The organism is Streptomyces sp. NBC_01551 (genome assembly GCF_026339935.1).
Classification (GTDB): Bacteria; Actinomycetota; Actinomycetes; order Streptomycetales; family Streptomycetaceae; genus Streptomyces.
The window spans coordinates 5,375,955-5,399,491 of the sequence record NZ_JAPEPX010000001.1; the positions used below are offsets into that span (position 1 = coordinate 5,375,955).

The following is a 23,537-nucleotide window of genomic DNA, read 5'->3' on the forward strand; positions in this document are numbered from 1 at the left end:
CAGGGAGGAGTTCACCGCATCAGGTGACCGTGGTCCCTTTCTGCGGCGGCGGGGCCTGCCGGGGGATACGGGTGCTCACCCCCTCCGGCCGGTCCCCGTACTGGTCGGCCTGCATGCGGAACATCGCCGCGTACCGGCCGCCCAGCTCCAACAGCTCCTCGTGGCCGCCCTGTTCGACGAGCCGGCCCTCGTGCAGGACGTAGATGACGTCGGCGTGCCGCACCCCGGACATCCGGTGCGTGACGAGGACGACCGCGCGGTGCGGACCGGCCAGGCCGCGGATGCTGTCGAACGCGGCGATCTCCGCCGCCGGGTCCAGGGCCGAAGTGGGCTCGTCCACGACGATGACGCGGGCGTCGCGGTAACGGGTGCGGGCCAGGCCGAACTTCTGCCACTGTCCGCCGGAGAGTTCCGAGGCGCCCCGGAAGATCCGGGCGAGCAGCGTCTCGTACCCGTGCGGCAGCTTCTCGACGACCTGGTCGGCGCCCGTGTACCGCGCGGCGGCGACGACCTCCGCCGCCTGGTCGACCGAGCCGTCCGCGCCCTCGCCGCCGGGCCGCCCGATGGCGATGTTGGTACGGGCGGTCACCGGCCAGCGTTCGAAGTCCTGCGTCAGCAGCGCGACCCGGTCGAAGACCTGCTCCCGGTCGGCCTCCCGCACGTCCACGCCGTCCCAGGTCAGCGACCCCGTGTCGGGCAGGTGCAGACCGGCGAGGAGTTTGACCAGGGTGCTCTTGCCGGAGCCGTTCTCCCCGACCAGGGCCACGACCTGGCCCGCCTCGATGGTCAGCGACACCCCGGCGAGGACCGGCTCCTCCCGGTCGGGGTAGCTGAACCCGACGTCCGCGAGCCGGATCGTGCCCAGCCGCTCCGCCAGCGAGCGCCCGCCGGGCGGGATGACGCGCCGGCCCGCCTCGGCGACGAACCGCTCCAGGTCCCGTACGTACAGGGACTCCTCGTGCAGGGTGTTGGTGGTGGCGACGAGGGCGCCCAGGCTCGCCGAGCCGGTGCGCACGGCGATCACGGCGGTGCCGGCGACCGCCAGGTCCATCCGCCCGGCGGCGATCAGCGCGCCCATCGCCGCGTACGTGACCAGGGCCGCGAGCCCGGAGAGGGCGGCGGCCAGCAGCTCGGTCGCCGCCTTGTCCCTGGCGAGCCGGGTGGCCTCGCCCTCGGCGTGCTCGGCCATGTTGCGGTAGTGGCCCAGCAGATAGCGGCCGACGCCGTGCACCCGGACCTCGGGCGCCGACGTACGGGCGATCAGCAGCTGCCCGATCAGCCGGGCGGCCCGTACGTGCTCCACCCAGGCCATGACCGACAGGTAGCGGCGCTGCGCCACCCGCATCGCGCCCCAGCCGCGCGGGGCGGCGATCAGCAGCAGCATGGGCAGCAGCAGCGGGTGCAGCACGGTGAGCACCCCGGCGGTCGCGACGAGGGAGATCAGCCCGCCGAGGGTGGCCACGCAGGCGCCGACGGTACGGCGGGCCGAGGGCGGCCCCCACTGCGCGCTGTCCAGCAGCCGCCGGAACTCCCCGTCCTCGATGGCCTCCAGCTCGACCTCGACGGCGGCGTGCAGGTACTGCTCCTGCGCGGCCCGCTCGACCTTGGGCTCCAGCCGCCCGGCGGCCGCCGTGGACCGGGAGGCCAGTACGGCTCCCAGTACGGCGACCAGCGCGCCGACGGCGAGGGCGGGCAGGGCGTCGTGCAGCCGCTCGGCCGGGCTGCCCGCGCCGAACAGCGTACGGAGCACGTCGCTGAGGACGAGCAGCCCGACGGCGGAGGTGACGCCCTGGCCCGCCTCGGCGACGGCGACGGTGAGCAGGGCGGGCCGGTCGGTGTCCCAGGCGAGCCGGAGGGTGCCGCCGACCATGCGGGGCATGGCGCGCAGGGTGGTGAGCAGCCGGCTCTCCAGCAGGGCGTACTCGTGGTTGGCCCAGCCGGCGTCGTAGCGCAGCGGACCGCCGAAGAGCCGGCGTTCGCTCTCGGAGACGGTGGGCTCGGCCGTTGCCGGCCGCTTGAGGAGCCTCATGCGCGGCCACCTCCGCCCGGTGCGGGGTCGAACACCACATGAACGTGTACGGATCGCAAGATTCCTCCCGATGTACCGCGACGGGCGAACCGACGCACTGACGCCGGGAGAACGCGGCTGTTCAGAGCGCCGTCACGGGCCGCCGGGAGCGAACGCCCGTACAGAGTTGCGACCGGTGCGCCGAGCCCAAGGGGCGCCCGGGTCGCGCTCCGTGACGCGGCGTTCGAATCACCCGGAGGTGGGGAGGGCCCCCTTCGAGGTATTGCGTCGATATCCGGCCGGTGATCGAATTCCGCCATGGACATGGCTGATTCGGGCGTCGCCCGCGGGATGCGCGCACTGCCGGCGCTCGTGGTCGTCGCGGGCGCTCTCACCGGGTGCTCACTGCTGTCGCCGTTCACCACGTGCGAGGGCACCGGGGCCGCGGTGACGAGCCTCCGGCAGGATCCGATCCTGGAGCTCCGCCCCGGGGCGACGCGCGAGCTGAAGGGGTTCGAGGGCGTCTCGGCCGAATGCCTCGACGACAGCGGGGACGCCTGGATGTACGCGAACCGGCTCTACGTGGCGCCCGTGGACGAGGGGACGGTCCTGCGGTTCTACCGCGAGGCGGCGCCGGCGCAGGGGTGGACGCTTCGGCCGGACCGGTGGCACATGTCCGAGGAGATGGCCGGATTCTGCCTCTCACAGGGGGAGGGGCAGGTGCGCGAGCTCGACGTGATGATCATGCCGACGAGGCAGGCGAAGGAGATGTACGACTACCAGCCGCCCGCGGGCCCGGTCGTGGAGACCCTGTACACCGTGGAGGTCGGCGCGTCCGTGGACGGTACGCCGACGGAGTGCTGAGGCCCCCGCGCCCGGCGGGGGGCGAGGGGGCCTCCGGATCCGCGGCGACCCCTACTCCGCCTCGCCCTCCAGGTTGCCCTCGGTGTCCAGGTACACCTGGCGCAGGGATTCCAGGATCTGCGGGTCCGGCTTCTCCCACATGCCGCGCGACTCCGCCTCCAGCAGGCGCTCCGCGATGCCGTGCAGGGCCCAGGGGTTGGCCGCCTCCAGGAAGGCGCGGTTCTCCGGGTCGAGGACGTAGGTCTCCGTCAGCTTGTCGTACATCCAGTCCGCGACCACGCCCGTCGTGGCGTCGTAGCCGAACAGGTAGTCCACGGTGGCGGCGAGCTCGAAGGCGCCCTTGTAGCCGTGGCGGCGCATCGCCTCGATCCACTTCGGGTTGACCACGCGGGCGCGGAAGACGCGGGACGTCTCCTCCACCAGGGTGCGGGTCTTGACCGTCTCCGGGCGGGTGGAGTCGCCGATGTACGCCTCCGGCGCCGTGCCGCGCAGCGCGCGGACGGTGGCCACCATGCCGCCGTGGTACTGGAAGTAGTCGTCCGAGTCGGCGATGTCGTGCTCGCGGGTGTCCGTGTTCTTCGCGGCCACCGTGATCCGCTTGTAAGCCGTCTCCATCTCCTCGCGCGCCGCCCGGCCGTCCAGGCCGCGCCCGTACGCGTAACCGCCCCACACCGTGTACACCTCGGCCAGGTCGGCGTCCGTGCGCCAGTCGCGCGAGTCGATCAGCTGGAGGATGCCCGCGCCGTACGTGCCCGGGCGCGAGCCGAAGATACGGGTCGTCGCGCGCCGCTCGTCGCCGTGCTCGGCCAGGTCCGCCTGGGCGTGGGCCCGTACGAAGTTCTGCCCGGCCGGCTCCTCCAGCGAGGCGGCGAGCCGCACGGCGTCGTCCAGCAGGCCGATGACGTGCGGGAACGCGTCACGGAAGAAGCCCGAGATGCGCAGCGTCACATCGATGCGGGGGCGGCCCAGCTCGTCGAGCGGGATCGGCTCCAGGCCGGTGACGCGGCGCGAGGCCTCGTCCCAGACCGGACGGATGCCGAGCAGGGCCAGCGCCTCGGCGACGTCGTCGCCGGCGGTGCGCATCGCGCTCGTACCCCACAGGGACAGGCCGACCGAGGGCGGCCACTCGCCGTTGTCCGTGCGGTAGCGGTTCAGCAGCGAGTCCGCCAGCGCCTGGCCGGTCTCCCACGCGAGGCGGGAGGGGACGGCCTTGGGGTCCACCGAGTAGAAGTTCCGGCCGGTCGGCAGCACGTTGACCAGGCCGCGCAGCGGCGAGCCGGACGGACCCGCCGGGACGAAGCGGCCGTCGAGGGCGCTCACCACGTGCGTGATCTCGTCGGTGGTGCCGGCCAGCCGCGGGACGACCTCGCGGGCCGCGAAGTCCAGTACGGCCGCGACGTCCGCCGAGTGCCCGGCGGCGACCGAAGCCACCGCCTCCGGAGCCCAGTTCGCGTCCTCCATCGCCTGGACCAGCGCGCGCGCCGTCTCCTCCGCCGCGTCGGCGGTGGTACGGGTCGCCGCCGACTCGTCGAGGCCGAGCGCCTCGCGCAGGCCCGGCAGGGCCGTCGTACCGCCCCAGATCTGACGGGCGCGCAGGATCGCGAGGACCAGGTTGACCCGGGCCTCGCCGGTCGGGGCGCCGCCCAGGACGTGCAGACCGTCGCGGATCTGGGCGTCCTTGACCTCGCACAGCCAGCCGTCGACGTGCAGCAGGAAGTCGTCGAAGCCCTCGTCGTCCGGGCGCTCTTCGAGACCCAGGTCGTGGTGGAGCTTCGCGGCCTGGATCAGGGTCCAGATCTGGGCGCGGATGGCCGGCAGCTTCGCCGGGTCCATCGCCGAGATCTGCGCGTACTCGTCCAGGTGCTGCTCCAGGCGGGCGATGTCGCCGTACGACTCCGCGCGCGCCATCGGCGGCACCAGGTGGTCGACCAGGGTGGCGTGCACGCGGCGCTTGGCCTGCGTGCCCTCGCCCGGGTCGTTGACCAGGAACGGGTAGATGAGGGGCAGGTCGCCGAGCGCGGCGTCGGGCGCGCAGGCCGCCGACAGGCCGGCGTTCTTGCCCGGCAGCCACTCCAGGTTGCCGTGCTTGCCCAGGTGGATCATCGCGTCGGCGCCGAAGCCGCCGTCCTCGGCGCGCGCCTGGATCCAGCGGTACGCGGCCAGGTAGTGGTGCGAGGGCGGCAGGTCCGGGTCGTGGTAGATCGCGATCGGGTTCTCGCCGAAGCCGCGCGGCGGCTGGATCAGGATGAGCAGGTTCCCGCGGCGCAGGGCCGCGAGGACGATGTCGCCCTCGGGGTTCGCGGAGCGGTCCACGAACATGTTGCCCGGGGCCTCGCCCCAGTGCTGCTCCACGCTTTCGCGCAGCTCGGCGGGGAGCTCGGCGAACCACCGCTTGTAGTCGGCGGCCGGGATGCGGACCGGGTTGCGGGCCAGCTGCTCCTCGGTCAGCCAGTCCTGGTCGTGGCCGCCCGCCTCGATCAGGGCGCGGATCAGCTCGTCGCCGTCGCCCGAGACCAGACCGGGGATGTTCTCGACGGGGCCGAAGTCGTAGCCGCCCGCGATGAGGGTGCGCAGCAGTTCCACGGCGCTGGCCGGGGTGTCGAGACCGACCGCGTTGCCGATGCGGGAGTGCTTCGTCGGGTACGCGGACAGGACGAGCGCGACCTTCTTGTCCCGGCGCTCGATGTGCCGCAGCCGGGCGTGCCGGACGGCGATCCCCGCGACCCGGGCGGCCCGCTCGGGGTCGGCCACGTAGGCGGGCAGGCCGTCCTCGTCGAGCTCCTTGAAGGAGAACGGGACGGTGATCAGGCGGCCGTCGAACTCGGGCACGGCGACCTGCGTCGCGGCGTCGAGCGGGGACAGGCCCTCGTCGTTCTCCTCCCAGGCGCTGCGCGAGCCGGTCAGGCACAGGGCCTGCAGGATCGGCACGCCGAGACCCGCGAGCGCGCCCGCGTCCCAGGACTCGTCGTCGCCGCCCGCCGAGGCGGTGGCGGGCTTGGTGCCGCCCGCCGCGAGGACGGTGGTGACGACCGCGTCGGCCGACTCCAGAGCGGCGATCAGCTCCGGCTCGGGGGCGCGCAGGGAGGACACGTACAGGGGCAGCGCCCGCGCGTCCTTGGCCTCGATCGCGTCGCACAGGGCGTGCACGAAGGAGGTGTTGCCGCTCATCTGGTGGGCGCGGTAGTACAGCACGGCGATCCGGGGCCCCGTGGTGGTCCCGGGCGTGCGCTCCAGCGGGCCCCAGGTGGGGGCGGCGGCCGGCGGCTCGAAGCCGTGACCGGTGAGCAGGACGGTGTCCGAGAGGAACCGCGCCAGCTGGTCCAGGTTGGCGGGGCCGCCGTGCGCGAGGTAGCCGTGCGCCTCGGCGGCGATGCCGATCGGGACGGTGGAGGCCTCCATCAGCTGGGCGTCCGGGGCCTGTTCGCCGGTCAGCACGACCACCGGGCGGGTCTGGTCGGGGGCCAGCAGCAGGTCGAGGCCCTCCTGCCAGGCGCGGAGGCCGCCGAGGAGGCGTACGACGACCAGGTCGACGCCGTCGAGGAGGCCGGGCAGGTCGTCGAGGGGAAGGCGGGAGGGGTTCGCGAACCGGTACGGGACGGGGCCGTCCGCGGCGGCGCGGGCGCTGAGCAGATCGGTGTCGGACGTCGACAGCAGCAGGATCATGCGGCGGCAGGCCTTCCTCGGGGTTTCCGCGCCCCGGGCAGTGAGGACAGCGGGAGTTCCTGACTCACCCGGCCGATTGGCTCCGCAGGGTTCACAGTGGCGGGACCGCGCCGGAATCGCACCGGGCTTCCTCCCATGTCGCCGTCCTCGGCGATGGCGGACCGAGCGGTCCGCCGCAGGTCATCTTAGGTGCCCTGATCGCCGGACGGGAGTGCGGGCCGCCCGCCGATCGGTGTGCGGTTGCCCGGGCCGGGCGGGAGCGGGCCGGGCGCGGCGGCCGGGGGCGGTGTGCCGCCGTGATCCGGGGGCCGGGTTGGCGGGGGCGGCGTGGTGCCGTTGTCGGCGGGCGGCCGGGCAGCCGGGCGGGGGTGGGTGCGGGTGTGGCCGGTTCGGGGTGGTGATCGACACAGGGGGCGGGCGGAGAATCCTGGGTATGCTCGCCGCCATGCCCCAGCCCCCCTCCGCCGCATCGCGGGACGAACCCGTCATACGGGACGGCGGCGACGCATGCCCGGGCGCGCTCCGGCTGCACGCGGCGGACGACGGGTTCCTCGCGCGGGTCCGGATCCCGGGCGGGCTCCTCGGCCCGGCCCAGGCCGCCGCACTCGCGGACGCCGCCGACCGGTACGGCGACGGGCACCTGGAACTCACCTCGCGCGGCAACGTCCAGCTCCGCGGCCTCGCCGACGGCTGCGGCGCCGGGCTCGCCGAACTCCTCGACGCCGCCGGACTGCTGCCCGCGCCCTCGCACGAGCGGGTCCGCAACATCGTCGCGAGCCCCCTCGGGGACCCGGCCCCGGTGCGCGCCCTGGACCGGCTGCTCTGCGCCGACCCGGAGGCCACCGCGCTCTCCGGGCGGTTCCTGTTCGCCGTCGACGACGGGCGCGGTGACGTGGCCGCCCTCGACCCCGACGTGACCCTGCTCGGGCAGCCGGGCGGGCGGGCGCTGGTCCGGCTCGGCGCGGCGGCCGACGCCGTCGAGGTGGCCGCCGCCGACGGCCCCGGGGCGGCCCTGGAGGCCGCGCGCCACTTTCTCGCCGCCGCGGCCGCCGCCGGCACCCGGGCCTGGCGGGTCGCCGAGCTGCCCGCCGAACACGCCCTGGACACCGGGGAGTTCATCGCGCGGCTGACCGGCCGTGGCATTGCCGCCCGGTACGTCCCGGACGCGCCGCGCCCGTACGCCGACCCGCCCGCGCCCGGGCCGCACGGCGACGCGCTGTGCGTGTTGATCCCGCTCGGGCGGCTCGCCACCGCGCAGTGGCGGGAGCTGCCGGGCGAGCTTCGGGTCACGCCGTGGCGCAGCGTGGTGGTCGCGGACCTCGGCGCCGCCGCCGGGCTGGGCCGCGCCGGGCTCGTCACCTCGCCCGGCAGCGCCTGGGAGGCCGTCACCGCCTGCACCGGGCGGCCCGGCTGCGCGAAGGCCCTCGCGGACGTACGCGCCGACGCGCGAGCCGTCGTGGAGCGGGCGCGCGGGCCGCTGCCGGTGCACTGGTCCGGCTGCGAGCGCCGGTGCGGGCATCCTCGCGGCACGGACTGGGTGGACGCCGTAGCCACCGCCACCGGATACCGACTCACCGCGCCCGGACGGCCCGTACCGCGGCACGTCAGCGCCCCCGACCTTGGCGCGGCCCTGCTGGACGCGCGCAACACCCCCCGAATTTCCGAAGACGCAGTGAAGAAATGAGCGAGTACACCGTGTTCGAGTACGAGAAGGACGGCGCCGCGATCTACCGCCAGTCCTTTGCCACGATCCGCGCCGAGGCGGACCTCTCCGGGCTGCCCGCCTCCGTCGCCCAGGTCGCGGTGCGCATGATTCACGCCTGCGGGATGACGGACCTGACGAAGGACCTCGGCTACACGCCGGACGTCGTGCTGCGGGCCCGCGCCGCCCTGACCGCCGGCGCGCCGATCCTGTGCGACGTCCAGATGGTCGCCAGCGGCGTCACCCGCAAGCGGCTGCCCGCCGACAACGAGGTGATCTGCACCCTCTCCGACCCGGCCGTGCCGGAACTCGCCGCGAAGATGGGGACGACGCGCAGCGCCGCCGCCCTCGAAGTGTGGCGCGACCGGGGCCTGCTGGAGGGCTCGGTGATCGCCGTCGGCAACGCGCCGACCGCGCTGTTCCGGCTGCTGGAGATGATCGAGGAGGGCGCCCCGCGCCCCGCCGCCGTCATCGGCGTCCCCGTCGGTTTCATCGGCGCCGCCGAGTCCAAGGACGCCCTCGCCGAACACGCGTCGGGCCTCGACCACTTGATCGTGCGCGGTCGGCGCGGCGGCAGCGCCATGGCCGCCGCCGCCGTCAACGCGATCGCGAGCGTGGCCGAATGAGCGCCGGACGCCTGTACGGGGTCGGGCTCGGCCCCGGCGACCCGTCCCTGATGACGCTGCGGGCCGTCGAGGTCATCGCCGAGGCGGATGTCGTCGCGTACCACAGCGCCCGCCACGGCCGCTCGATCGCCCGCTCCATCGCGGCGAAGCACCTGCGCGCCGACCACATCGAGGAACCGCTGGTCTACCCGGTCACCACCGAGACCACCGACCACCCCGGCGGCTACCAGGGGGCGATGGAGGAGTTCTACGAGGCCTGCGCCGCCCGTCTCGCCGCCCACCTGGACGCCGGCCGGACCGTCGCCGTCCTCGCGGAGGGCGACCCGCTCTTCTACGGCTCGTACATGCACATGCACAAGCGGCTCGCCGACCGGTACGAGGCCGAGGTCATCCCCGGCGTCACCTCGGTCAGCGCCGCCGCCGCCCGGCTCGGGACCCCGCTGGTGGAGGGCGAGGAGGTGCTGACCATCCTGCCCGGCACCCTGCCGGAGGCGGAGCTCACCGCCCGCCTCGCCGCCACCGACTCGGCCGTCGTGATGAAGCTCGGCCGCACCTTCCCCGCCGTGCGGCGGGCCATGGAGGACAGCGGCCGCCTCGCCGAGGCCCGCTACGTGGAGCGCGCGACGATGGAGGGCGAGCGGACCGGGATCCTCGCCGACACCGACGCCGAGTCCGTCCCGTACTTCGCCGTCGCCGTGGTCCCCAGCCGGATCGGCAACCCGGGCAGCGTGCCGTCCGGGCCCGGCGAGGTCGTCGTCGTCGGCACCGGCCCGGCCGGGCCGCTGTGGCTGACCCCCGAGACCCGGCGGGCGCTGGCCGACGCCGAGGTGCTCGTCGGGTACACGACGTACCTGGACCGGGTGCCCGTGAAGCCGGGCCAGATCCGGCACGGCTCCGACAACAAGGTGGAGTCGGAACGCGCCGAGTTCGCCCTCGACCTCGCCCGGCGCGGCAAGCGCGTCGCCGTGGTCTCCGGCGGAGACCCCGGCGTCTTCGCCATGGCGACCGCGGTCCTGGAGGTCGCGGGGCAGCCGGAGTACAAGGACGTGCCGGTACGGGTCCTGCCGGGCGTCACCGCCGCCAACGCGGCCGCTGCCGCGGCCGGCGCGCCGCTCGGCCACGACTACGCCACCATCTCCCTGTCCGACCGGCTCAAGCCCTGGGAGGTCATCGCGGAGCGGCTGCGCGCGGCCGCCGCGGCCGACCTGGTCCTCGCCCTGTACAACCCGGGCTCCCGCAGCCGCACCTGGCAGGTCGCCCAGGCCAAGGAACTCCTGCTGGAGCTGCGCTCCCCGCAGACCCCGGTGGTCGTCGCCCGCGACGTGGGCGGCCCGCAGCAGTCGGTCCGCGTCCTCCCGCTCGGCGAACTGGAGCCGTCCGAGGTGGACATGCGCACCATCCTGCTGATCGGCTCCTCGCAGACCCAGGTCACCGAGCGCCCCGACGGCACCCGCCTGACCTGGACCCCGCGCCGTTACCCGTGACGGCGCCGGCAGTCTGAGACCCCGAGGGTCCGGGGCGGCCGAACACCGTCCCGGGCCTTCAGGCCGCACGGGGCAAGGCGCGGTTCAGCGGCACAGGGCCGTGTCCACGACCTTCTCGACCCGCCGCGTGGCGGCCAGGTCGGTCGGGACGGTGGTCACCGCGACACTGGCGGCGCGGCCGTCGTCGGTGACGCCGCCCCGGGTCTCGTACCCGGCGATGTCACCGCCGTGGCCCCAGTAGACCCCGCCGCACGACAGCGGCCTGCTCATGAGCCCCAGTCCGTAGCCGGCGCCGGTGTCCCCGACGGGGACGGTGGTGCGCATCTGCGCGAGCTGGGCCGGCGGGAGCAGGCGGCCGCCGAGGAGCGCGGCGAAGAACTGGTTGACGTCGGAATTGGTGGAGATCATCTGGCCCGCCGCCCAGCCCGCCGACGGGTCGATTTCCGTGAAGTCGCGCAGCGGCGCGTCCGCCGTGTCCCTCTGGTAGCCCCGGGGATGGGTTTCTCGGATGGTCCGGTCACCGGGGGCGGGGAAATAGGTGTGGCGCAGCCCGAGGCGTTTGACGATGCGCCGCTCCACTTCCTCGGCGAGGGGGCGGCCGGTGACCTTCTGGACGATCAGGCCCGCCACCACGTAGTTCGTGTTGCTGTAGGCCCATTTCTCGCCGGGGGCGAAGTCGGCCTTGTGCTTCAGCGCGATGTCGAGGAGATCGCGGGGTTCGAAGTACCGGCTGCGGAGCGTGTCGTCGGGGATGTCCGCCCCGTAGTCGGGCACTCCGCTGGTGTGCTGGAGGAGCTGACGGACGGTGATGTGGCTCCCGTCGATCCCTTCCCCGCGCAGGAGGCCCGGCAGGTAGTCGTCGACCATGCCGTCGAGGTCGATCTTCCCCTCACCGACCAGTTGCAGCACGACCACCGCGGTGAAGGTCTTGGTGTTGCTCCCGATCCGCACCTGACCGTCCGCGGGCACCTTCGCGCCGGTGGCCAGGTCGCCGACCCCCGCGGTGTAGGTACGGGTGCGGCCCTCGCGGTCCTTGACGCTCGCCAGCGCGCCGGGCAGGCCATCGGTGCGCACCAGCGCGTCCAGGCCCTGCTGGACGCCGTCCGGTTTGGCGGCGGCGAACGCGGAGGGCGGGGCCAGGGCGCCCGTCGCCATGACGGCGAGGGCCACCGCCGCCACGGCCGCGGCGGCTCGCCCGGAACGACGCGGCCTTGGGGATGCCTGCTCACGCATGGGTCAACTCCTGTGGAATCGTGGGGAATCCGGCGGCGGTAGCGCCGCCGTTCAGGGCTCGATCCTGGCTCGCGGGGGCACGGACGCGCATCGCGGGAAGGCGGGAGGAAACGCTCCCCCGATCGGGGGAGGTCACCCGTGTGGCGCCCGGTCATACTGGGCTGATCATGATCAAGGGAATCCGGCCGCTGCTGCGCGGCTCCACGTATGCCGGTGCGCTGTTCGCGTACGGCGGGGCACTGGCGAGCCTTCCGCTGCTGCTTTTCGCGCTGCTGCCGACGCTGGGGCTGCGTTCCGCTCCCGAGGGCGTGCAGATCGGCGCGGTCCTGCTCGTCTGGGCGGTACTGATCGGCCTGGCCGGACTGGCCCGCACCACGCGGCGGGTGCTGATCGCGTCCGCCCGACGAATGCTGAGGGTGCCGCTGCCGGATCCGGCGGCCGCACGCCCGTCCGGCACCGGCCGTTGGCGCACCCCCCTGTGGCTGCTGCTGCACGTGGCCCTGGGGTGGGCGGGAGCGCTGGTCAGCGGTGTGCTGTTCCTCATGGGCCTGACCCTTCCGGGGGGTTGGCTCGGCGCCGAGGCGGAGCTGTCGCTGTTCGGCTGGTCCGCGCGGTCGGTGGGCGGCTGGGGGAGCTGGGTGGTGGCGCTCGGCTGCGTACTGCTGGGGGCGGCCGCGTGCGCTGCGGTGACGAGCGCCCTGCGGTGGCTGGCGCCGAGGCTGCTGGGGCCGTCCTCGGCCGAGCGGCTCGCGCTGGCGGCCGAGCGCGAACGGCACCTGGCCGAACGCAACCGGCTCGCCCGCGAGTTGCACGACTCGATCGGGCACACGCTGACGGCGACCACGATCCAGGCCGCGGTGGCGGGCGAGGTGCTCTCCGCCGACCCGGTGGCGGCGCGCGCCGCCCTGCGCAGCATCGAGGAGTCCGCCCGGGCCGCGCTGGAGGACCTGGACTACGTGCTGGGCGTGCTGCGCGAGGAGACGGCGCAGACGGCGCCGACCCGCACCCTGGCCGACCTGCCCGAGCTGCTGGAGCGGTTGCGGCACGCGGGCGCGGTGGTGGAGCCGGAGCTCTCGGGAGACCTCGCGCAGGTGCGGGGGACGCTGTCCCGGGCGGCGTACCGGATCGTGCAGGAGGGGCTGACGAACGCGCTGCGGCACGGGGCGGGCGGCCCGGTCGGGGTCCGGGTGGCCGTCACCTCGGACGGCCTGGAACTCGGCGTCGTCAACCGGACCGGAGCCGGCCCGGGCGCCTTTCCGTCCTCCGGGCACGGCCTGCGCGGACTGGCCGAGCGCGTACGGCTGCTGCACGGTGAGATCCACGCCGGCCCGGACGGGCCGGGGCACTGGCGGCTGGCCGTCCGCCTCCCCGTACGGCGGCCGGCATGACCGGCCCCGACGCGAACGCCACCGTCACCCTCTTGATCGCGGACGACGACGAGGTGACCCGCAGCGGCCTGCGCACCCTGCTCGCGGCGCAGCCGGGCATCGCGGTGGTCGGGGAGGCCGCCGACGGCGTCGAGGCGGTCGAACGGGCACGGCGCCTGCGGCCGGACGTCGTCCTGATGGACGTACGGATGCCGCGCCTCAACGGGATCGACGCCACCCGGCAGTTGCTGGCCGAATCCCCCGCATCGGACGGGTCGGCCGAACCGCCGAAGGTCGTGGTGATCACCACCTTCGAGAACGACGGCTACGTCACCGCCGCCCTTGGCGCGGGCGCCAGCGGCTTCGTCCTCAAACGGCTCCCGGTCCGCCAGATCGCGGAAGCGGTACGCGTCGTCGCGGCGGGCGAGGCGATCCTCTTCCCGACCGCCCTGCGCCGGATGGTCGCCGCCCGCCCGCTGGACTCCGCCGAGGCGCTGCCGAGAGCGGCGCTGACGGGACGCGAGGAGGAGGTGCTGCGGCTGATGGCCACCGGCCTGTCCAACCCGGAGATCGCCCAGTCGCTCACGGTGACCCTGGAGACGGTCAAGACGCACGTCGGGAACGTCCTGACCAAGCTCGGCGCACACAACCGCACCCACGCGGTCGTGATCGCCTACGAATCCGGACTGGTGGTCCCGGGCTTCACCGGCTGACGCGGCCGCGGGCCTGGTTCAGGCGTCGCCGAGCCAGCTCACGACGGCCGGGACCGACGCGGTTTCCGGGACGCCCGCCGGGACCGGGGGACGGCGGACGAGGAGGACCGGGATCGCGGCCTCGCGGGCCGCGGTGAGCTTGGGGGACGTGGCCGAGCCACCGCTGTCCTTCGTCACAAGGACGTCGATGCGATGCCGCGACAGCAGCTCCCGTTCGTCATCGAGGGTGAACGGGCCCCGGGCGAGCAGGACTTCCAGGCGCGGCGGCATCGGCTCCGCCGGGGGATCCACCGAACGGACGAGGAACCAGGTGTCGTCCAGACGGGCGAAGCTGTGCAGGCCCATGCGGCCCGTGGTCAGGAACGCCCGGGCGCCCAGGGACGGCAGCACGGCGGCCGCCTCGGCGAGGGAGTCCGCGAAGGTCCAGTCGTCGCCGGGGCCCGGGGTCCAGCCCGGACGGCGCAGCGCCAGCAGCTGGACCCCCGAAAGGGCCGCTGCCCGCGCGGCGTTGAAGCTCATGCGCTCCGCGAACGGATGGGTGGCGTCCACCAGGTGCGTGACCCCGTGGGCGGCCATCCAGTCGCACAACCCCGCCGGCCCGCCGAAGCCGCCGATCCGGGTCTCGCCCGGCGGGAACACCGGCCGTGCGACCCGCCCCGCGAGCGAGGTGGTCACGCGGTACGGGGTGTGTTCCAGGGCCTCCGCGAGGCGCCGGGCCTCCGTCGTGCCGCCCAGGATCAGGACGTGAACGGGGACGCGCCGCTCAGCAGACATGCCGGTCGCGCTCGGGGGAGTACAGGTGGCTGTCCCGGAACTGCTCGGCGCCCAGCGTGCGGCCCACCACGATGACCGCGGTGCGGACCAGGCCCGCCTCCTTCACCTGCGCCGCGATGTCGGCCAGCGTGCCGCGCAGGATCAGCTCGTCGGGGCGGCTGGCCATCGCCACCACCGCGACCGGGCACTCGGCGCCGTAGTGCGGCAGCAGCTCGTCCACCACCCGGTCGACGTACCGCGTCGCCAGGTGCAGCACCAGCAGCGCGCCGCTGCGGCCCAGCGTGTCGAGGTCCTCGCCGGGCGGCATCGGCGTGGCCTGCTGGGCGATCCGGGTCAGGATCACCGTCTGGCCGACGGTGGGCACCGTCAGCTCCCGCTTCAGCGCGGCGGCCGCCGCCGCGAACGCCGGTACGCCCGGGACCACCTCGTACGGGATCCCGGCCGCGTCCAGGCGCCGCATCTGCTCCGCGACGGCGCTGAAGATCGACGGGTCGCCGGAGTGCAGCCGCGCGACGTCCTGGCCCGCCTCGTTGGCCCGTACGAACTCGGCGGTGATCTCGTCCAGGTTCAGCCCCGAGGTGTCCACCAGCCGGGCGTCCGCTGGGCACTCGGCCAGCAGTTCGCGCGGGACCAGGCTGCCCGCGTACAGGCACACGGGAGCGGCGGCCAGGGTCCGCGCACCGCGCACCGTGATCAGGTCGGCGGCGCCGGGGCCCGCTCCGATGAAGTACACGGTCATGTCTGAGTCATCCCTTTCGTTACCGACCACTGGGTCACCGGCATCGCCTGCCGCCAGCCCGTGAAACCGCCGACCGGCACCGCGTGCGCCACAGCCAGCTTCACCAGCTCGCCGCCGTACCGCTTGTGGCGCTCGCTCAGCACCGCCTCCGACTCCAGCGTGACGGTGTTCACCACCAGCCGGCCGCCGGGGCCCAGCGCCGCCCATGCCGCGTCCAGCAGCCCCGGAGCCGTCAGGCCGCCGCCGATGAACACCGCGTCGGGAGCCGGGAGTCCGGCGAGGGCCCCGGGCGCCGCGCCCGTCACCACGCGCAGCCCCGGCACGCCGAGCGTCGCCGCGTTGCGGGCGATCCGCGCCGCCCGCTCCGGGACGCGCTCCACGGTCACCGCCCGGCAGGAGGGGTGCGTGCGCATCCACTCGATGCCGATGGATCCGGAGCCGCCGCCGACGTCCCACAGCAGCTCGCCGGGGGCCGGGGCCAGCGCGCACAGGGTCGCGGCCCGCACGTGCCGCTTGGTCAGCTGGCCGTCGTGCTCGTACGCGGTGTCGGGCAGGCCGGGGGTCGCGCCGAGCCGCGGGGCGGCCGCGGCCGGGTCCCGGCGGCAGTCGACGGCCACCACGTTCAGCGGGTCGCCCGGCTCGTGGTCCCAGCCGTCGGCCCGGCCCTCGTACGCGTCCTCGCGCTCGGATCCGAGCTGCTCCAGCACCCGCATCCGGCTCGGACCGAAGCCCCGCTCCCGCAGCAGCGCCGCGATCTCGCCCGGCGACGCCGCCCCGGCGCTCAGCACCAGCACCCGCCGCCCCTCGTACAGCGCGGCCGCGAGCCGGGCCACCGGGCGGCCGACCACCGTGACCACCTCGGTGTCCTCCACCGGCCAGCCCAGCCGGGCGCAGGCGTACGAGACGGACGAGGGGTGCGGGTGGACCCGCAGGGCGGCCGCGCCCAGCTCCTCGCAGAGCGCCCGGCCGATCCCGTAGAACATGGGGTCCCCACTGGCCAGCACCGCGATCCGGCGGCCCGCGTGCTCGGCCGTCAGCTTCGGCACGGCCGGCCGCAGCGGACTCGGCCAGGCCACCCGTACGCCCGGGCAGGCGTCGGACGGCAGCAGGTCCAGCTGCCGGGGCCCGCCGATCAGCACCTCGGCGGAGGCCAGTGCGGCCCGCGCGCCGGCGGTGAGCCCGGCCCAGCCGTCGGCGCCGAGGCCGACGACGGCCACGGGCATGGGCGTGGAGGGTGCTGCGGAGCTCACTGCGCGGTACCTCGAACGGAAGACGGAGAGGGGCGGACCCGCAGCCTACTGGTGCGCAGCCGCGGCTCCAGGACCAGGGTGACCACCACCGACGCCGCCGCCAGCACCGTCATCGCGACCGCGGCCGAGGTGTACTGGGCGAGCGCCCCGGCGGGCGCCGCGCACACGCCCTGCAGGGTCAGCATCCCCGCCGAGTGCAGCCCCAGCGCCTGCCCCTGGGTGCCCTCCGGGAGCAGCGCGACCAGCCGCTCCTGCATCAGCAGCCCCGCCGAGAAGCCGACGGAGGCCACCGCCACCGTGACGGCCGCCACCACCGGGCCGGGCTCCAGCGCGAACACCAGGTACGGCACGGCGAGCAGCAGCCGCAGCGGGGCCGCCAGCCGGTCCCGCAGCCGCGCGGGCAGGTACCGGCCGGCGACGGCGTCGCCGATGAGCATTCCACCGGCGGCGGCGGCGAAGAGCAGCCCTGCGTGGGCCGCGTCGTAGGGGACGAACAGCGACTCGCAGCCGACGATCAGCCCGTTCGGCACCCACAGGGCGAGGTAGAGGGCGCGCCGGGCCGGGTCGGAGAACAGGGTGACGTTGCCGCGCCAGGTCTCGGCCGGTGACGGCCGCCCGCCCGCGCGCGGCGCCCGCCGCCGCAGCCCGCACCGTACGGTGACCGCGGCGGCGAGCGACAGCCCGGCGGCCGTCAGCAGCGCCCCGTGCGGGGAGAGCGCGGCGACGAGCAGCCCGCCGAGGGCGTACCCGGCGATCTGCGTCACCCCGGCGCAGACGGCGAGCAGCGAGCGGCCCAGCAGGTAGTCCCCGGGCGGCAGGATCTCGGTGAGCAGCCCGTACCGGACCCCGCCGGCGAGGGAGTCGGCGAGCCCCTGGCCGAGCAGGACGGCGAACACCGCCCACAGCGGCAGTCCCGGCAGGCACAGCGCCAGGGTGCCGAGAGCGCCGACGGCCGAGAGCCCGCCGAGGGCGGCGCGCGGCGGCAGCCGGTCGGCGGCGGACAGCAGCAGCGTCGCGCCGAGCATCTGGGCGAAGGACGGGCCGAACATGCTGAGGGCGGACAGCAGCGGGCTGCGGGTGCGGTCGTAGACGAGGACGGCGAGCGCGAGCCCGCTCACGGTGGAGGCGCCGACGCGCAGGGCGGCCGCGGCGAAGAAGGGGGTGAACTCGGGGACACGGGTGAGGGAGCGGTAGGTCCGGGGCATGCCGGGAGTGTCCGGGGACGGCCGCGCGGGCCCCTAATGTTTCGCCTGCACGCGAAAGAACGGCGCCGAGGGGGCAGCGGGACATGGGCTGGTGGCGGATCGACACCGACGCGCTCGCGGACAGCCGGTTCGTGGTGTCGGCGCTGGCCGAGACCACGGCCGCGATGATGGCCCTGCGCGGGCGGACCGCCGGGCACCCGGCCGACCGGGACTGGCTGGCGCGGCTGCTGCCGGGGTTCCAGGCGTACCTGGCGGCCGAACCGGTCGCCGCCGAGGTGCTGCGGGCGGCCCTCGGGAGGCAGTGGATCGCCGACTTCCTGACCCCGCCGCCCGACGGACGCCCCTTCGAGGAGGAGCTGGAGTCGATCCGCGCGACCCCGGACGCGGTGGTACGGACGAACCTGCGCGCGGCCTCGCGCCTGCCCGAGGCGATCGAGCGCGCCCGGGGCCTGGGCCCGCGCACCGCCGAGCTGCTGGAGTGGGTGTGGGCCGAGGCCGTACGCCCCGACTGGGAGCGCCGTCGCCGGGTCGCCGAGGCCGACATCCTGGTCCGCACCCGGCAGTTGAGCCTCGGCGGGTGGTCGGCGGCCTTGTCGGGGATGCGGCCCGGCATGGCCTGGCTCGGCGAGGGGCGGCTGCGGATCAACCTCCAGCAGCGCCCGCCGCGCGAGCTGTCGGGGGAGGCCGGGCTGGTCTTCGTACCCGTGACGCCCCGGCACGGGTGGGTGTCCTGGCGGGGGGCCCACCGGCACGCCCTGGTGTACCCGTGCGAGGGGCAGCTCACCCAGTCGGGCGCGGCGGCCGCCCCGCAGGCGCTGGTCGCCCTGCTCGGGCCGGTCCGGGCGCGGGTGCTGGTGCTGCTGGAGAGCCCGAAGTCCACGACGCAGCTGGTGGCGCTGACCGGGCTGAGCCTGGGCGCGGTGGCGGGCCAGCTGAAGGTACTGCTGGCGGCCGGGCTGATCCTCCGCCGCCGCACGGGCCGCACGGTCCTCTACGGCCGCGTCGCGGCCGGCGACGTCCTGGTGTCGGCGGCCGGGGCCGGGTGGGCGCCCCGGGTGTGAGCCTTTCCGCCCCCGGGTGCCCCAAGGCGCCCCGGCCGGGGTGGGACCGGCCCCGCGGTCGCCCCCGAGACTCGGTGGCATGGACAGCGATACGGACAACCACCCAGCAGGCTCACCCACAAGCCGACCCGAAGGACCCGGCAACGACGGCCCCGACGACGACGGCCACGACGACCACGCCGTGGTGCTCGGCGCGGGCCTGGCCGGGCTGCTCGCGGCCCGGGTGCTCGCCGCGAAGTTCGCCCGTGTGACCCTCGTGGAACGCGACGAACTGCCCGAGGCCGGGCCCGCGTTCCGGCCCGGCGTCCCGCAGTCCCGGCACGTGCACGTCCTGTGGGCGCGCGGCCTGGAGCTGATCGAGGGGATGCTGCCCGGGATCACCGGGAAGCTGTCGGCGGCCGGGGCCTCGGTGCTGGAATCGCCCCGGGACTTCCTCTGGCTGAGCCCGGCCGACTGGTTCCATCCGGTACCCGGCTCCGAAGTCCTCCTCGCCAGCCGGGAACTCCTCGAATGGACGGTGCGTCAGGAGGTGCTGCGGGACCCGCGCATCCGGGTGCGCGCGGGCTGCGCGGCCACCGGGCTCGTCGCCGGGGCCGACGGCCGTTCGGTGACCGGCGTGGCCCTGCGCGACGGCGAGCCGCTGGCCGCGGGCTTCGTGGTCGACGCCACCGGCCGCACCTCCAAGGCCGCCGCCTGGCTCACCGCGCTCGGCCACGAGGTTCCGCGGGCCTCCCGCTGCGATTCCCACCTCGGCTACTCCAGCCGGTACTTCGAGCCCCCCGAGGACCCCGCGCGGCGCTGGCGCGGCCTGTACGTCCAGGGCCGCCCCGAGAGCCCGCGCGGCGGCGTCCTCGCCCCGCAGGACGGCAACCGCTGGCTGGTGACGCTGATCGGCTACGGCAGCGAGCACGCCCCGCCCCCCAAGGACGAGGAGTTCCTCGACTTCGCCCGTACCCTGCGCAGCCCCGTCCTCTACGACGCGATCCGCGACGCGAAACCCCTCTCCTCGGCGACCGGTTTCCGCGGCACGGCGAACGAGCGGCTCCACTACGAGCGGATGGAGCGCTGGCCGACCGGATTCCTCGTCCTCGGCGACGCCTCCTGCCGCTTCAATCCCGTGTACGGGCACGGGATGACGGTGGCCGCGCTCGCGGCGGACGCCCTCGCCTCCGAGATCCGCGCCCTGGCCCCGGGGGAGATCCCGGGCGCTGCCCGCCGGCTCCAGCGCAAGACGGCCGCCGCGGCGGAGGTGGCCTGGCAGATCGCCACCAGCGAGGACCTGCGCTACCCGCAGACCGAGGGCCCGCCCCCGGACCGGGCGACCCGGGTCCTGCAGAAGTACATGTCCCGGGTGATGGTCGGGGCCAACAGCGACCCGCTGATCTCCGCGCCGTTCTTCGGCGTCCTGTCCCTGTCCACCCCGCCGAACGCGCTGCTCAGCCCGGGCACGGTGGTGCGCGTGCTGTCCAAGTGGCGGCTGCCGACGGCTCCGGAGACCGCCGACTACCCCGCCCACCACGGACCGCCCCGGGAGTAGCGGCCTCAGCCCCCGGTGGCGCGCTCGTACAGGGCGCGCACGCCGTCGCCGAAGTAGCTGCTGTACGAGACCAGCTCGTCCCCGCCCCCGTCCCGGCCGCCGACCACCCCGATCAGGGTGTGCGCGCCGGTCAGGACCGGGCCGCCGCTCGTGCCGTCGGGTACGTCCGCGCAGTCCAGCCGCAGCTGCGCGGGCCCGGCGGCCCGGGCGGTGTTGCGGCAGTCCAGCGGCTCCTCGGCGTCGTTCGGATACCCCACGACCCGCGCGGGCAGCGGGAGTTCGGGCCCGAAACCGATGGTCTGCGCCCCGGTGACGTCCTCCAGCCGCTGCCCGGGACGGCCCGGGCGGCGCAGCCGGAGGAAGGCGACGTCGTGGTCCGGGTCGAAGTCCTCGGCCCAGCGCGGGTCCACGTCGATCCGCTCCGGCACCCAGATGCCGTACGGGGCCTCGCCGTCGTGGTAGCCGGGAACGAAGGCGAGGTTGGTGCGGAAGCCGCCCTGGTACACGCAGTGGGCGGCGGTGGCGATCAGGTTCCCGCCGGGGGAGTGGACCACGCTCGCCGAGCAGTGGTGGTCGGAATCCCAGTCGCCGGGGGAGAACAGCGCCCCGATCGACGGCTCGGGCGCGGTGGGCCGGGCTTCGAGCGGCTCGGAGACCCGCCACGGCCCGGACTCCGCGTTTTCGGCCCCGGATTCCCCGCTCGGCGTGCCGACCGGCGGCGGGACCTCCCGTACCACCCCGTCCAGCAGGTCCGCCGCCGCGCCGTCGCCCAGCTCCGGGTCCTGTGCGTAGCTCCCCTGCCCGGGATCCCCGTCCGCGAGGTGTCCCGCGAACCCGCTCAGCTGCCACGCGCACCCGACGCTCCCGAGCAGCAGGGCGCAGCAGACGCCGACGAGCCCGAAGACCCGCGGGGCCCGCCGGTGGTCCTTGGTGAACATGTGGAACTCCCCGACCGTGTGTGCGATGCGGACAAATGTGTCACAGGCCTCCGCGCGTCATCCGCAGTCCTCCCCACCGTCACTCAACTTCCCTACTCTCCGGTGAACTTGAGGCACGGCGGAGCGACGGGAGTCGGAAACATGGGCATGGGTATGGGCATGGGCAGGGGCGCGAACACGGGCGCGCGCAACCGGATGGCTGGAGCGGTCCTGGCGGGACTCGCGGCCCTGGGGATCGCGACCGCCCCGGCCGGGGCGGCCGCACCGGCGCGGGCGGCCGCCGGGGAGCTCTCGTACGCCGCCTCGACCGGCGTCGGCGTGCACAACGCCTACGAGAAGGCCAAGTTCCCCTACTTCGCCGACGCGCTGGACTCCGGGGCCGCGATGCTCGAACTCGACGTGTGGACCAACTTCTTCGGCAGCTCCTGGCGGGTCTCGCACGACAACCCCTTCGGCAACGACAGCAACTGCGAGAACGCCACCAGCCCCGCCCAACTGCGCACCAAGTCCCGCAATCAGAACCTCGCGGGCTGCCTCTCCGACATCCGCAGCTGGCACGACGCCCACCCCGGCCACCGCCCCGTCGTCCTCAAGCTGGAGCTCAAGGACGGCTTCGCCGCCAACCTCGGACGCGGGCCCGCCGAGCTGGACGCCCTGCTGAACTCGAAGCTCGGCGACGCCCTCTACCGGCCCGGCCGGCTGGCCGCCGGACACCCGGACCTCGACTCCGCCGCCAAGGCGGGCGCCTGGCCCGGCCGCTCCGCCATGGCCGGGAAGTTCCTCGTCGAGCTGATCCCCGGCACCCTGGAGGAGGGCAACGCGTCCGACACCCTCTGGACGGACCGCGAGTACGCCACCCACCTGCGCTCCCTCGCCGCCTCGGGCCGGCTCGGCCAGGCCGCGGCCTTCCCCGCCGTACACCGGGCGGAAGCGGGCGATCCCCGCGCCCGCTACGCCGACGCCTCGCTGCGCCCCTGGTTCGTGGTCTTCGACGGGGACGCGAGCGCGTACGCCGGCGGCTCCATAGACACCGGCTGGTACGACCGCAACCACTACCTGCTGATCGCCACCGACGTCCACAACGTGGCCCCCGCCATCGACGGCACCCGGCCGACCGAGGCGCAGGCCCGCGACCGCCTCGCCCTGACGGCCGCGCGCCACGCCTCCATCGCCTCCGCCGACTGGTACCCGCTGCCGTCCGTGCTGGCGACCGTCGTGCCGCGCGGCTAGTACCCTTATTGCGAGTAATTCGCAATAAGGGTTGAAGGTGCTGTGGTGGGGTCTCCGGTGGTGCTCGGCATCGAGTCGTCCTGCGACGAGACGGGCGCGGGCATCGTGCGCGACGGGAGGCTCCTTGCCCACGTCGTCGCGTCGAGCATGGACGAACACGCCCGCTTCGGCGGCGTCGTCCCCGAGATCGCGGCCCGCGCCCACCTGCACGCCTTCAACCCGGTCGTCCGCCGCGCCCTCGACCAGGCCGGGCTGCGGGCGGACCAGCTCGACGCGGTCGCCGTCACCACCGGCCCCGGCCTCTCCGGCGCGCTCCAGGTCGGACTCGCCGGGGCCAAGACCCTCGCCTACTCCCTCGGCGTCCCCCTGTACGGGGTGCACCACCTGGCCGGACACGTCGCCGCCGACACCCTGGAACACGGGCCGCTGCCACGGCCCTGCGTGGTGCTGATCGTCTCCGGCGGGCACACCTCGCTGCTGCTGGTACGGGACCTCGTGCGCGAGCCGATCCTGCACCTCGGGGACACCCTGGACGACGCCGCCGGCGAATGCTTCGACAAGGTGGCCCGGATCCTCGGCCTGCCCTACCCCGGCGGGCCCGCCGTCGACCGCGCCGCGCGCGGCGGGAACCCCAGGGCCGTCCCCTTCCCCCGTCCGCTGACCGCCGGGCGCGGCGCGGACGACCCGTACGCCTGGTCCTTCTCCTTCTCCGGGCTGAAGACCGCCGCCGCCCGCTGGGCGGAGGGGTACCGGCAGCGCGGGGAGGAGCCGCCGGTGGCGGACGGCGCCGCCTCGCTCCAGGAGGCCGTGGCCGACGTGCTCACCCGCAAGGCGGTCGCCGCCTGCAAGGAGTACGGGGTCGGGACCCTGGTGGTGGTCGGCGGCGTGGCCGCCAACTCCCGCGTACGGGCCCTCGCGGAGCGGCGCTGCGCCTCCGCCGGGATCGAGCTGCGGGTGCCCCCGATGACCCTGTGCACCGACAACGGCGCGATGATCGCCGCGATCGGGGACCTGCTGGTGCGCGCCGGGGCGCAGCCCGCCCCGTGGGACGTGACCGTCGACCCGTCCGCGCCGCTGGAGTACGCCTCCCTCAACCCGGCCGCGGCCCGCCGGTAAACGCGTCGCGGGCGCGGCCCGGTGGTT

General features: G+C 75.0%; 18 protein-coding genes and 1 riboswitch. Of the genes, 10 read left to right on the forward strand and 8 right to left on the reverse strand.

What is annotated here, in order from left to right:
* Positions 1-19: 19 nt before the first annotated feature.
* Positions 20-2,029, reverse strand: coding sequence for an ABC transporter ATP-binding protein (locus OG982_RS24295; RefSeq protein ID WP_266949248.1), 2,010 nt, complete (start codon positions 2,027-2,029; stop codon positions 20-22).
* Between the two features lie 297 nt (positions 2,030-2,326).
* Between OG982_RS24295 and OG982_RS24300 the strand changes: the two genes are divergently transcribed.
* Entirely contained in the window at positions 2,327-2,872 is a 546-nt protein-coding gene (locus OG982_RS24300; protein ID WP_266783349.1) for a hypothetical protein, read from the forward strand.
* A 51-nt stretch (positions 2,873-2,923) separates the two neighbouring features.
* Here OG982_RS24300 and cobN read toward each other — a convergent pair whose 3' ends face one another.
* Complete coding sequence (gene cobN / locus OG982_RS24305) at positions 2,924-6,535, reverse strand: cobaltochelatase subunit CobN (protein WP_266783347.1); 3,612 nt, start codon at positions 6,533-6,535, stop codon at positions 2,924-2,926.
* A 32-nt stretch (positions 6,536-6,567) separates the two neighbouring features.
* A riboswitch (cobalamin riboswitch) is annotated at positions 6,568-6,726 on the reverse strand.
* 254 nt (positions 6,727-6,980) lie between these two features.
* Between cobN and OG982_RS24310 the strand changes: the two genes are divergently transcribed.
* From OG982_RS24310 to OG982_RS24320, 3 genes are read left to right on the forward strand one after another with little or no spacing between them, the layout of a single operon-like run.
* Positions 6,981-8,219: a cobalamin biosynthesis protein CobG gene (locus OG982_RS24310; RefSeq protein ID WP_266783345.1), complete on the forward strand. Its 1,239-nt coding sequence runs from the start codon at positions 6,981-6,983 to the stop codon at positions 8,217-8,219.
* Complete coding sequence (locus tag OG982_RS24315) at positions 8,216-8,863, forward strand: precorrin-8X methylmutase (protein WP_266783343.1); 648 nt, start codon at positions 8,216-8,218, stop codon at positions 8,861-8,863. Before OG982_RS24310 ends, OG982_RS24315 begins: the two co-directional genes overlap by 4 nt.
* Positions 8,860-10,347, forward strand: coding sequence for a precorrin-2 C(20)-methyltransferase (locus tag OG982_RS24320; protein ID WP_266783341.1), 1,488 nt, complete (start codon positions 8,860-8,862; stop codon positions 10,345-10,347). Before OG982_RS24315 ends, OG982_RS24320 begins: the two co-directional genes overlap by 4 nt.
* 84 nt (positions 10,348-10,431) lie before the next feature.
* Here OG982_RS24320 and OG982_RS24325 read toward each other — a convergent pair whose 3' ends face one another.
* Complete coding sequence (locus tag OG982_RS24325; protein ID WP_266783339.1) at positions 10,432-11,580, reverse strand: serine hydrolase; 1,149 nt, start codon at positions 11,578-11,580, stop codon at positions 10,432-10,434.
* Between the two features lie 167 nt (positions 11,581-11,747).
* Here OG982_RS24325 and OG982_RS24330 point away from each other — a divergent pair, with 167 nt between their 5' ends.
* Both OG982_RS24330 and OG982_RS24335 read left to right on the forward strand, forming a co-directional pair.
* Positions 11,748-12,968, forward strand: a complete 1,221-nt coding sequence (locus tag OG982_RS24330; RefSeq protein WP_266783337.1) for a sensor histidine kinase — start codon at positions 11,748-11,750, stop codon at positions 12,966-12,968.
* Entirely contained in the window at positions 12,965-13,660 is a 696-nt protein-coding gene (locus tag OG982_RS24335; RefSeq protein WP_266783335.1) for a response regulator transcription factor, read from the forward strand. Before OG982_RS24330 ends, OG982_RS24335 begins: the two co-directional genes overlap by 4 nt.
* An 18-nt stretch (positions 13,661-13,678) precedes the next feature.
* Here the strand turns inward: OG982_RS24335 and OG982_RS24340 are convergent, their stop codons facing one another.
* Genes OG982_RS24340 through OG982_RS24355 form a run of 4 tightly spaced genes read right to left on the reverse strand, consistent with a single transcriptional unit; the run spans position 13,679 to position 17,628 of the window.
* Positions 13,679-14,434 carry a cobalt-precorrin-6A reductase gene (locus tag OG982_RS24340; protein ID WP_266783333.1) on the reverse strand — a complete coding sequence of 252 codons (756 nt, stop codon included), beginning with the start codon at positions 14,432-14,434 and terminating at the stop codon, positions 13,679-13,681.
* Positions 14,424-15,173, reverse strand: coding sequence for a precorrin-4 C(11)-methyltransferase (cobM, locus tag OG982_RS24345; protein WP_266783331.1), 750 nt, complete (start codon positions 15,171-15,173; stop codon positions 14,424-14,426). The genes OG982_RS24340 and cobM overlap by 11 nt, the downstream gene beginning before the upstream one ends.
* A complete protein-coding gene (gene cbiE, locus OG982_RS24350; protein WP_266791737.1) occupies positions 15,170-16,396 on the reverse strand; it encodes a precorrin-6y C5,15-methyltransferase (decarboxylating) subunit CbiE in 1,227 nt (408 codons plus the stop codon). Before cbiE ends, cobM begins: the two co-directional genes overlap by 4 nt.
* 23 nt (positions 16,397-16,419) lie before the next feature.
* A complete protein-coding gene (locus tag OG982_RS24355; RefSeq protein ID WP_266949249.1) occupies positions 16,420-17,628 on the reverse strand; it encodes an MFS transporter in 1,209 nt (402 codons plus the stop codon).
* Positions 17,629-17,711: 83 nt separating this feature from the next.
* Here OG982_RS24355 and OG982_RS24360 point away from each other — a divergent pair, with 83 nt between their 5' ends.
* Positions 17,712-18,689 (forward strand): helix-turn-helix domain-containing protein, encoded by a 978-nt coding sequence (locus OG982_RS24360; protein WP_266783327.1) that lies wholly within the window; start codon positions 17,712-17,714, stop codon positions 18,687-18,689.
* Positions 18,690-18,768: 79 nt separating this feature from the next.
* Positions 18,769-20,226, forward strand: a complete 1,458-nt coding sequence (locus tag OG982_RS24365; protein ID WP_266949250.1) for an NAD(P)/FAD-dependent oxidoreductase — start codon at positions 18,769-18,771, stop codon at positions 20,224-20,226.
* Positions 20,227-20,231: 5 nt separating this feature from the next.
* Here OG982_RS24365 and OG982_RS24370 read toward each other — a convergent pair whose 3' ends face one another.
* A complete protein-coding gene (locus OG982_RS24370) occupies positions 20,232-21,164 on the reverse strand; it encodes a serine protease (RefSeq protein ID WP_266783323.1) in 933 nt (310 codons plus the stop codon).
* 147 nt (positions 21,165-21,311) lie between these two features.
* Here OG982_RS24370 and OG982_RS24375 point away from each other — a divergent pair, with 147 nt between their 5' ends.
* Together OG982_RS24375 and tsaD are read left to right on the forward strand one after the other, a co-directional pair.
* Complete coding sequence (locus tag OG982_RS24375) at positions 21,312-22,394, forward strand: phosphatidylinositol-specific phospholipase C domain-containing protein (RefSeq protein WP_266791735.1); 1,083 nt, start codon at positions 21,312-21,314, stop codon at positions 22,392-22,394.
* Positions 22,395-22,439: 45 nt separating this feature from the next.
* Positions 22,440-23,510, forward strand: coding sequence for a tRNA (adenosine(37)-N6)-threonylcarbamoyltransferase complex transferase subunit TsaD (tsaD, locus tag OG982_RS24380; protein ID WP_266783320.1), 1,071 nt, complete (start codon positions 22,440-22,442; stop codon positions 23,508-23,510).
* The last annotated feature ends 27 nt before the right edge of the window (positions 23,511-23,537 follow it).

What these genes read in the sequence shown, in the direction of transcription:
- OG982_RS24295 (WP_266949248.1), bottom strand. Translation starts at nt 2,029, where the DNA reads ATGAGGCTCCTCAAGCGGCCGGCAACGGCCGAGCCCACCGTCTCCGAG.
- OG982_RS24300 (WP_266783349.1), top strand. Translation starts at nt 2,327, where the DNA reads ATGGACATGGCTGATTCGGGCGTCGCCCGCGGGATGCGCGCACTGCCG.
- cobN (WP_266783347.1), bottom strand. Translation starts at nt 6,535, where the DNA reads ATGATCCTGCTGCTGTCGACGTCCGACACCGATCTGCTCAGCGCCCGC.
- OG982_RS24310 (WP_266783345.1), top strand. Translation starts at nt 6,981, where the DNA reads ATGCCCCAGCCCCCCTCCGCCGCATCGCGGGACGAACCCGTCATACGG.
- OG982_RS24315 (WP_266783343.1), top strand. Translation starts at nt 8,216, where the DNA reads ATGAGCGAGTACACCGTGTTCGAGTACGAGAAGGACGGCGCCGCGATC.
- OG982_RS24320 (WP_266783341.1), top strand. Translation starts at nt 8,860, where the DNA reads ATGAGCGCCGGACGCCTGTACGGGGTCGGGCTCGGCCCCGGCGACCCG.
- OG982_RS24325 (WP_266783339.1), bottom strand. Translation starts at nt 11,580, where the DNA reads ATGCGTGAGCAGGCATCCCCAAGGCCGCGTCGTTCCGGGCGAGCCGCC.
- OG982_RS24330 (WP_266783337.1), top strand. Translation starts at nt 11,748, where the DNA reads ATGATCAAGGGAATCCGGCCGCTGCTGCGCGGCTCCACGTATGCCGGT.
- OG982_RS24335 (WP_266783335.1), top strand. Translation starts at nt 12,965, where the DNA reads ATGACCGGCCCCGACGCGAACGCCACCGTCACCCTCTTGATCGCGGAC.
- OG982_RS24340 (WP_266783333.1), bottom strand. Translation starts at nt 14,434, where the DNA reads ATGTCTGCTGAGCGGCGCGTCCCCGTTCACGTCCTGATCCTGGGCGGC.
- cobM (WP_266783331.1), bottom strand. Translation starts at nt 15,173, where the DNA reads ATGACCGTGTACTTCATCGGAGCGGGCCCCGGCGCCGCCGACCTGATC.
- cbiE (WP_266791737.1), bottom strand. Translation starts at nt 16,396, where the DNA reads ATGCCCGTGGCCGTCGTCGGCCTCGGCGCCGACGGCTGGGCCGGGCTC.
- OG982_RS24355 (WP_266949249.1), bottom strand. Translation starts at nt 17,628, where the DNA reads ATGCCCCGGACCTACCGCTCCCTCACCCGTGTCCCCGAGTTCACCCCC.
- OG982_RS24360 (WP_266783327.1), top strand. Translation starts at nt 17,712, where the DNA reads ATGGGCTGGTGGCGGATCGACACCGACGCGCTCGCGGACAGCCGGTTC.
- OG982_RS24365 (WP_266949250.1), top strand. Translation starts at nt 18,769, where the DNA reads ATGGACAGCGATACGGACAACCACCCAGCAGGCTCACCCACAAGCCGA.
- OG982_RS24370 (WP_266783323.1), bottom strand. Translation starts at nt 21,164, where the DNA reads ATGTTCACCAAGGACCACCGGCGGGCCCCGCGGGTCTTCGGGCTCGTC.
- OG982_RS24375 (WP_266791735.1), top strand. Translation starts at nt 21,312, where the DNA reads ATGGGTATGGGCATGGGCAGGGGCGCGAACACGGGCGCGCGCAACCGG.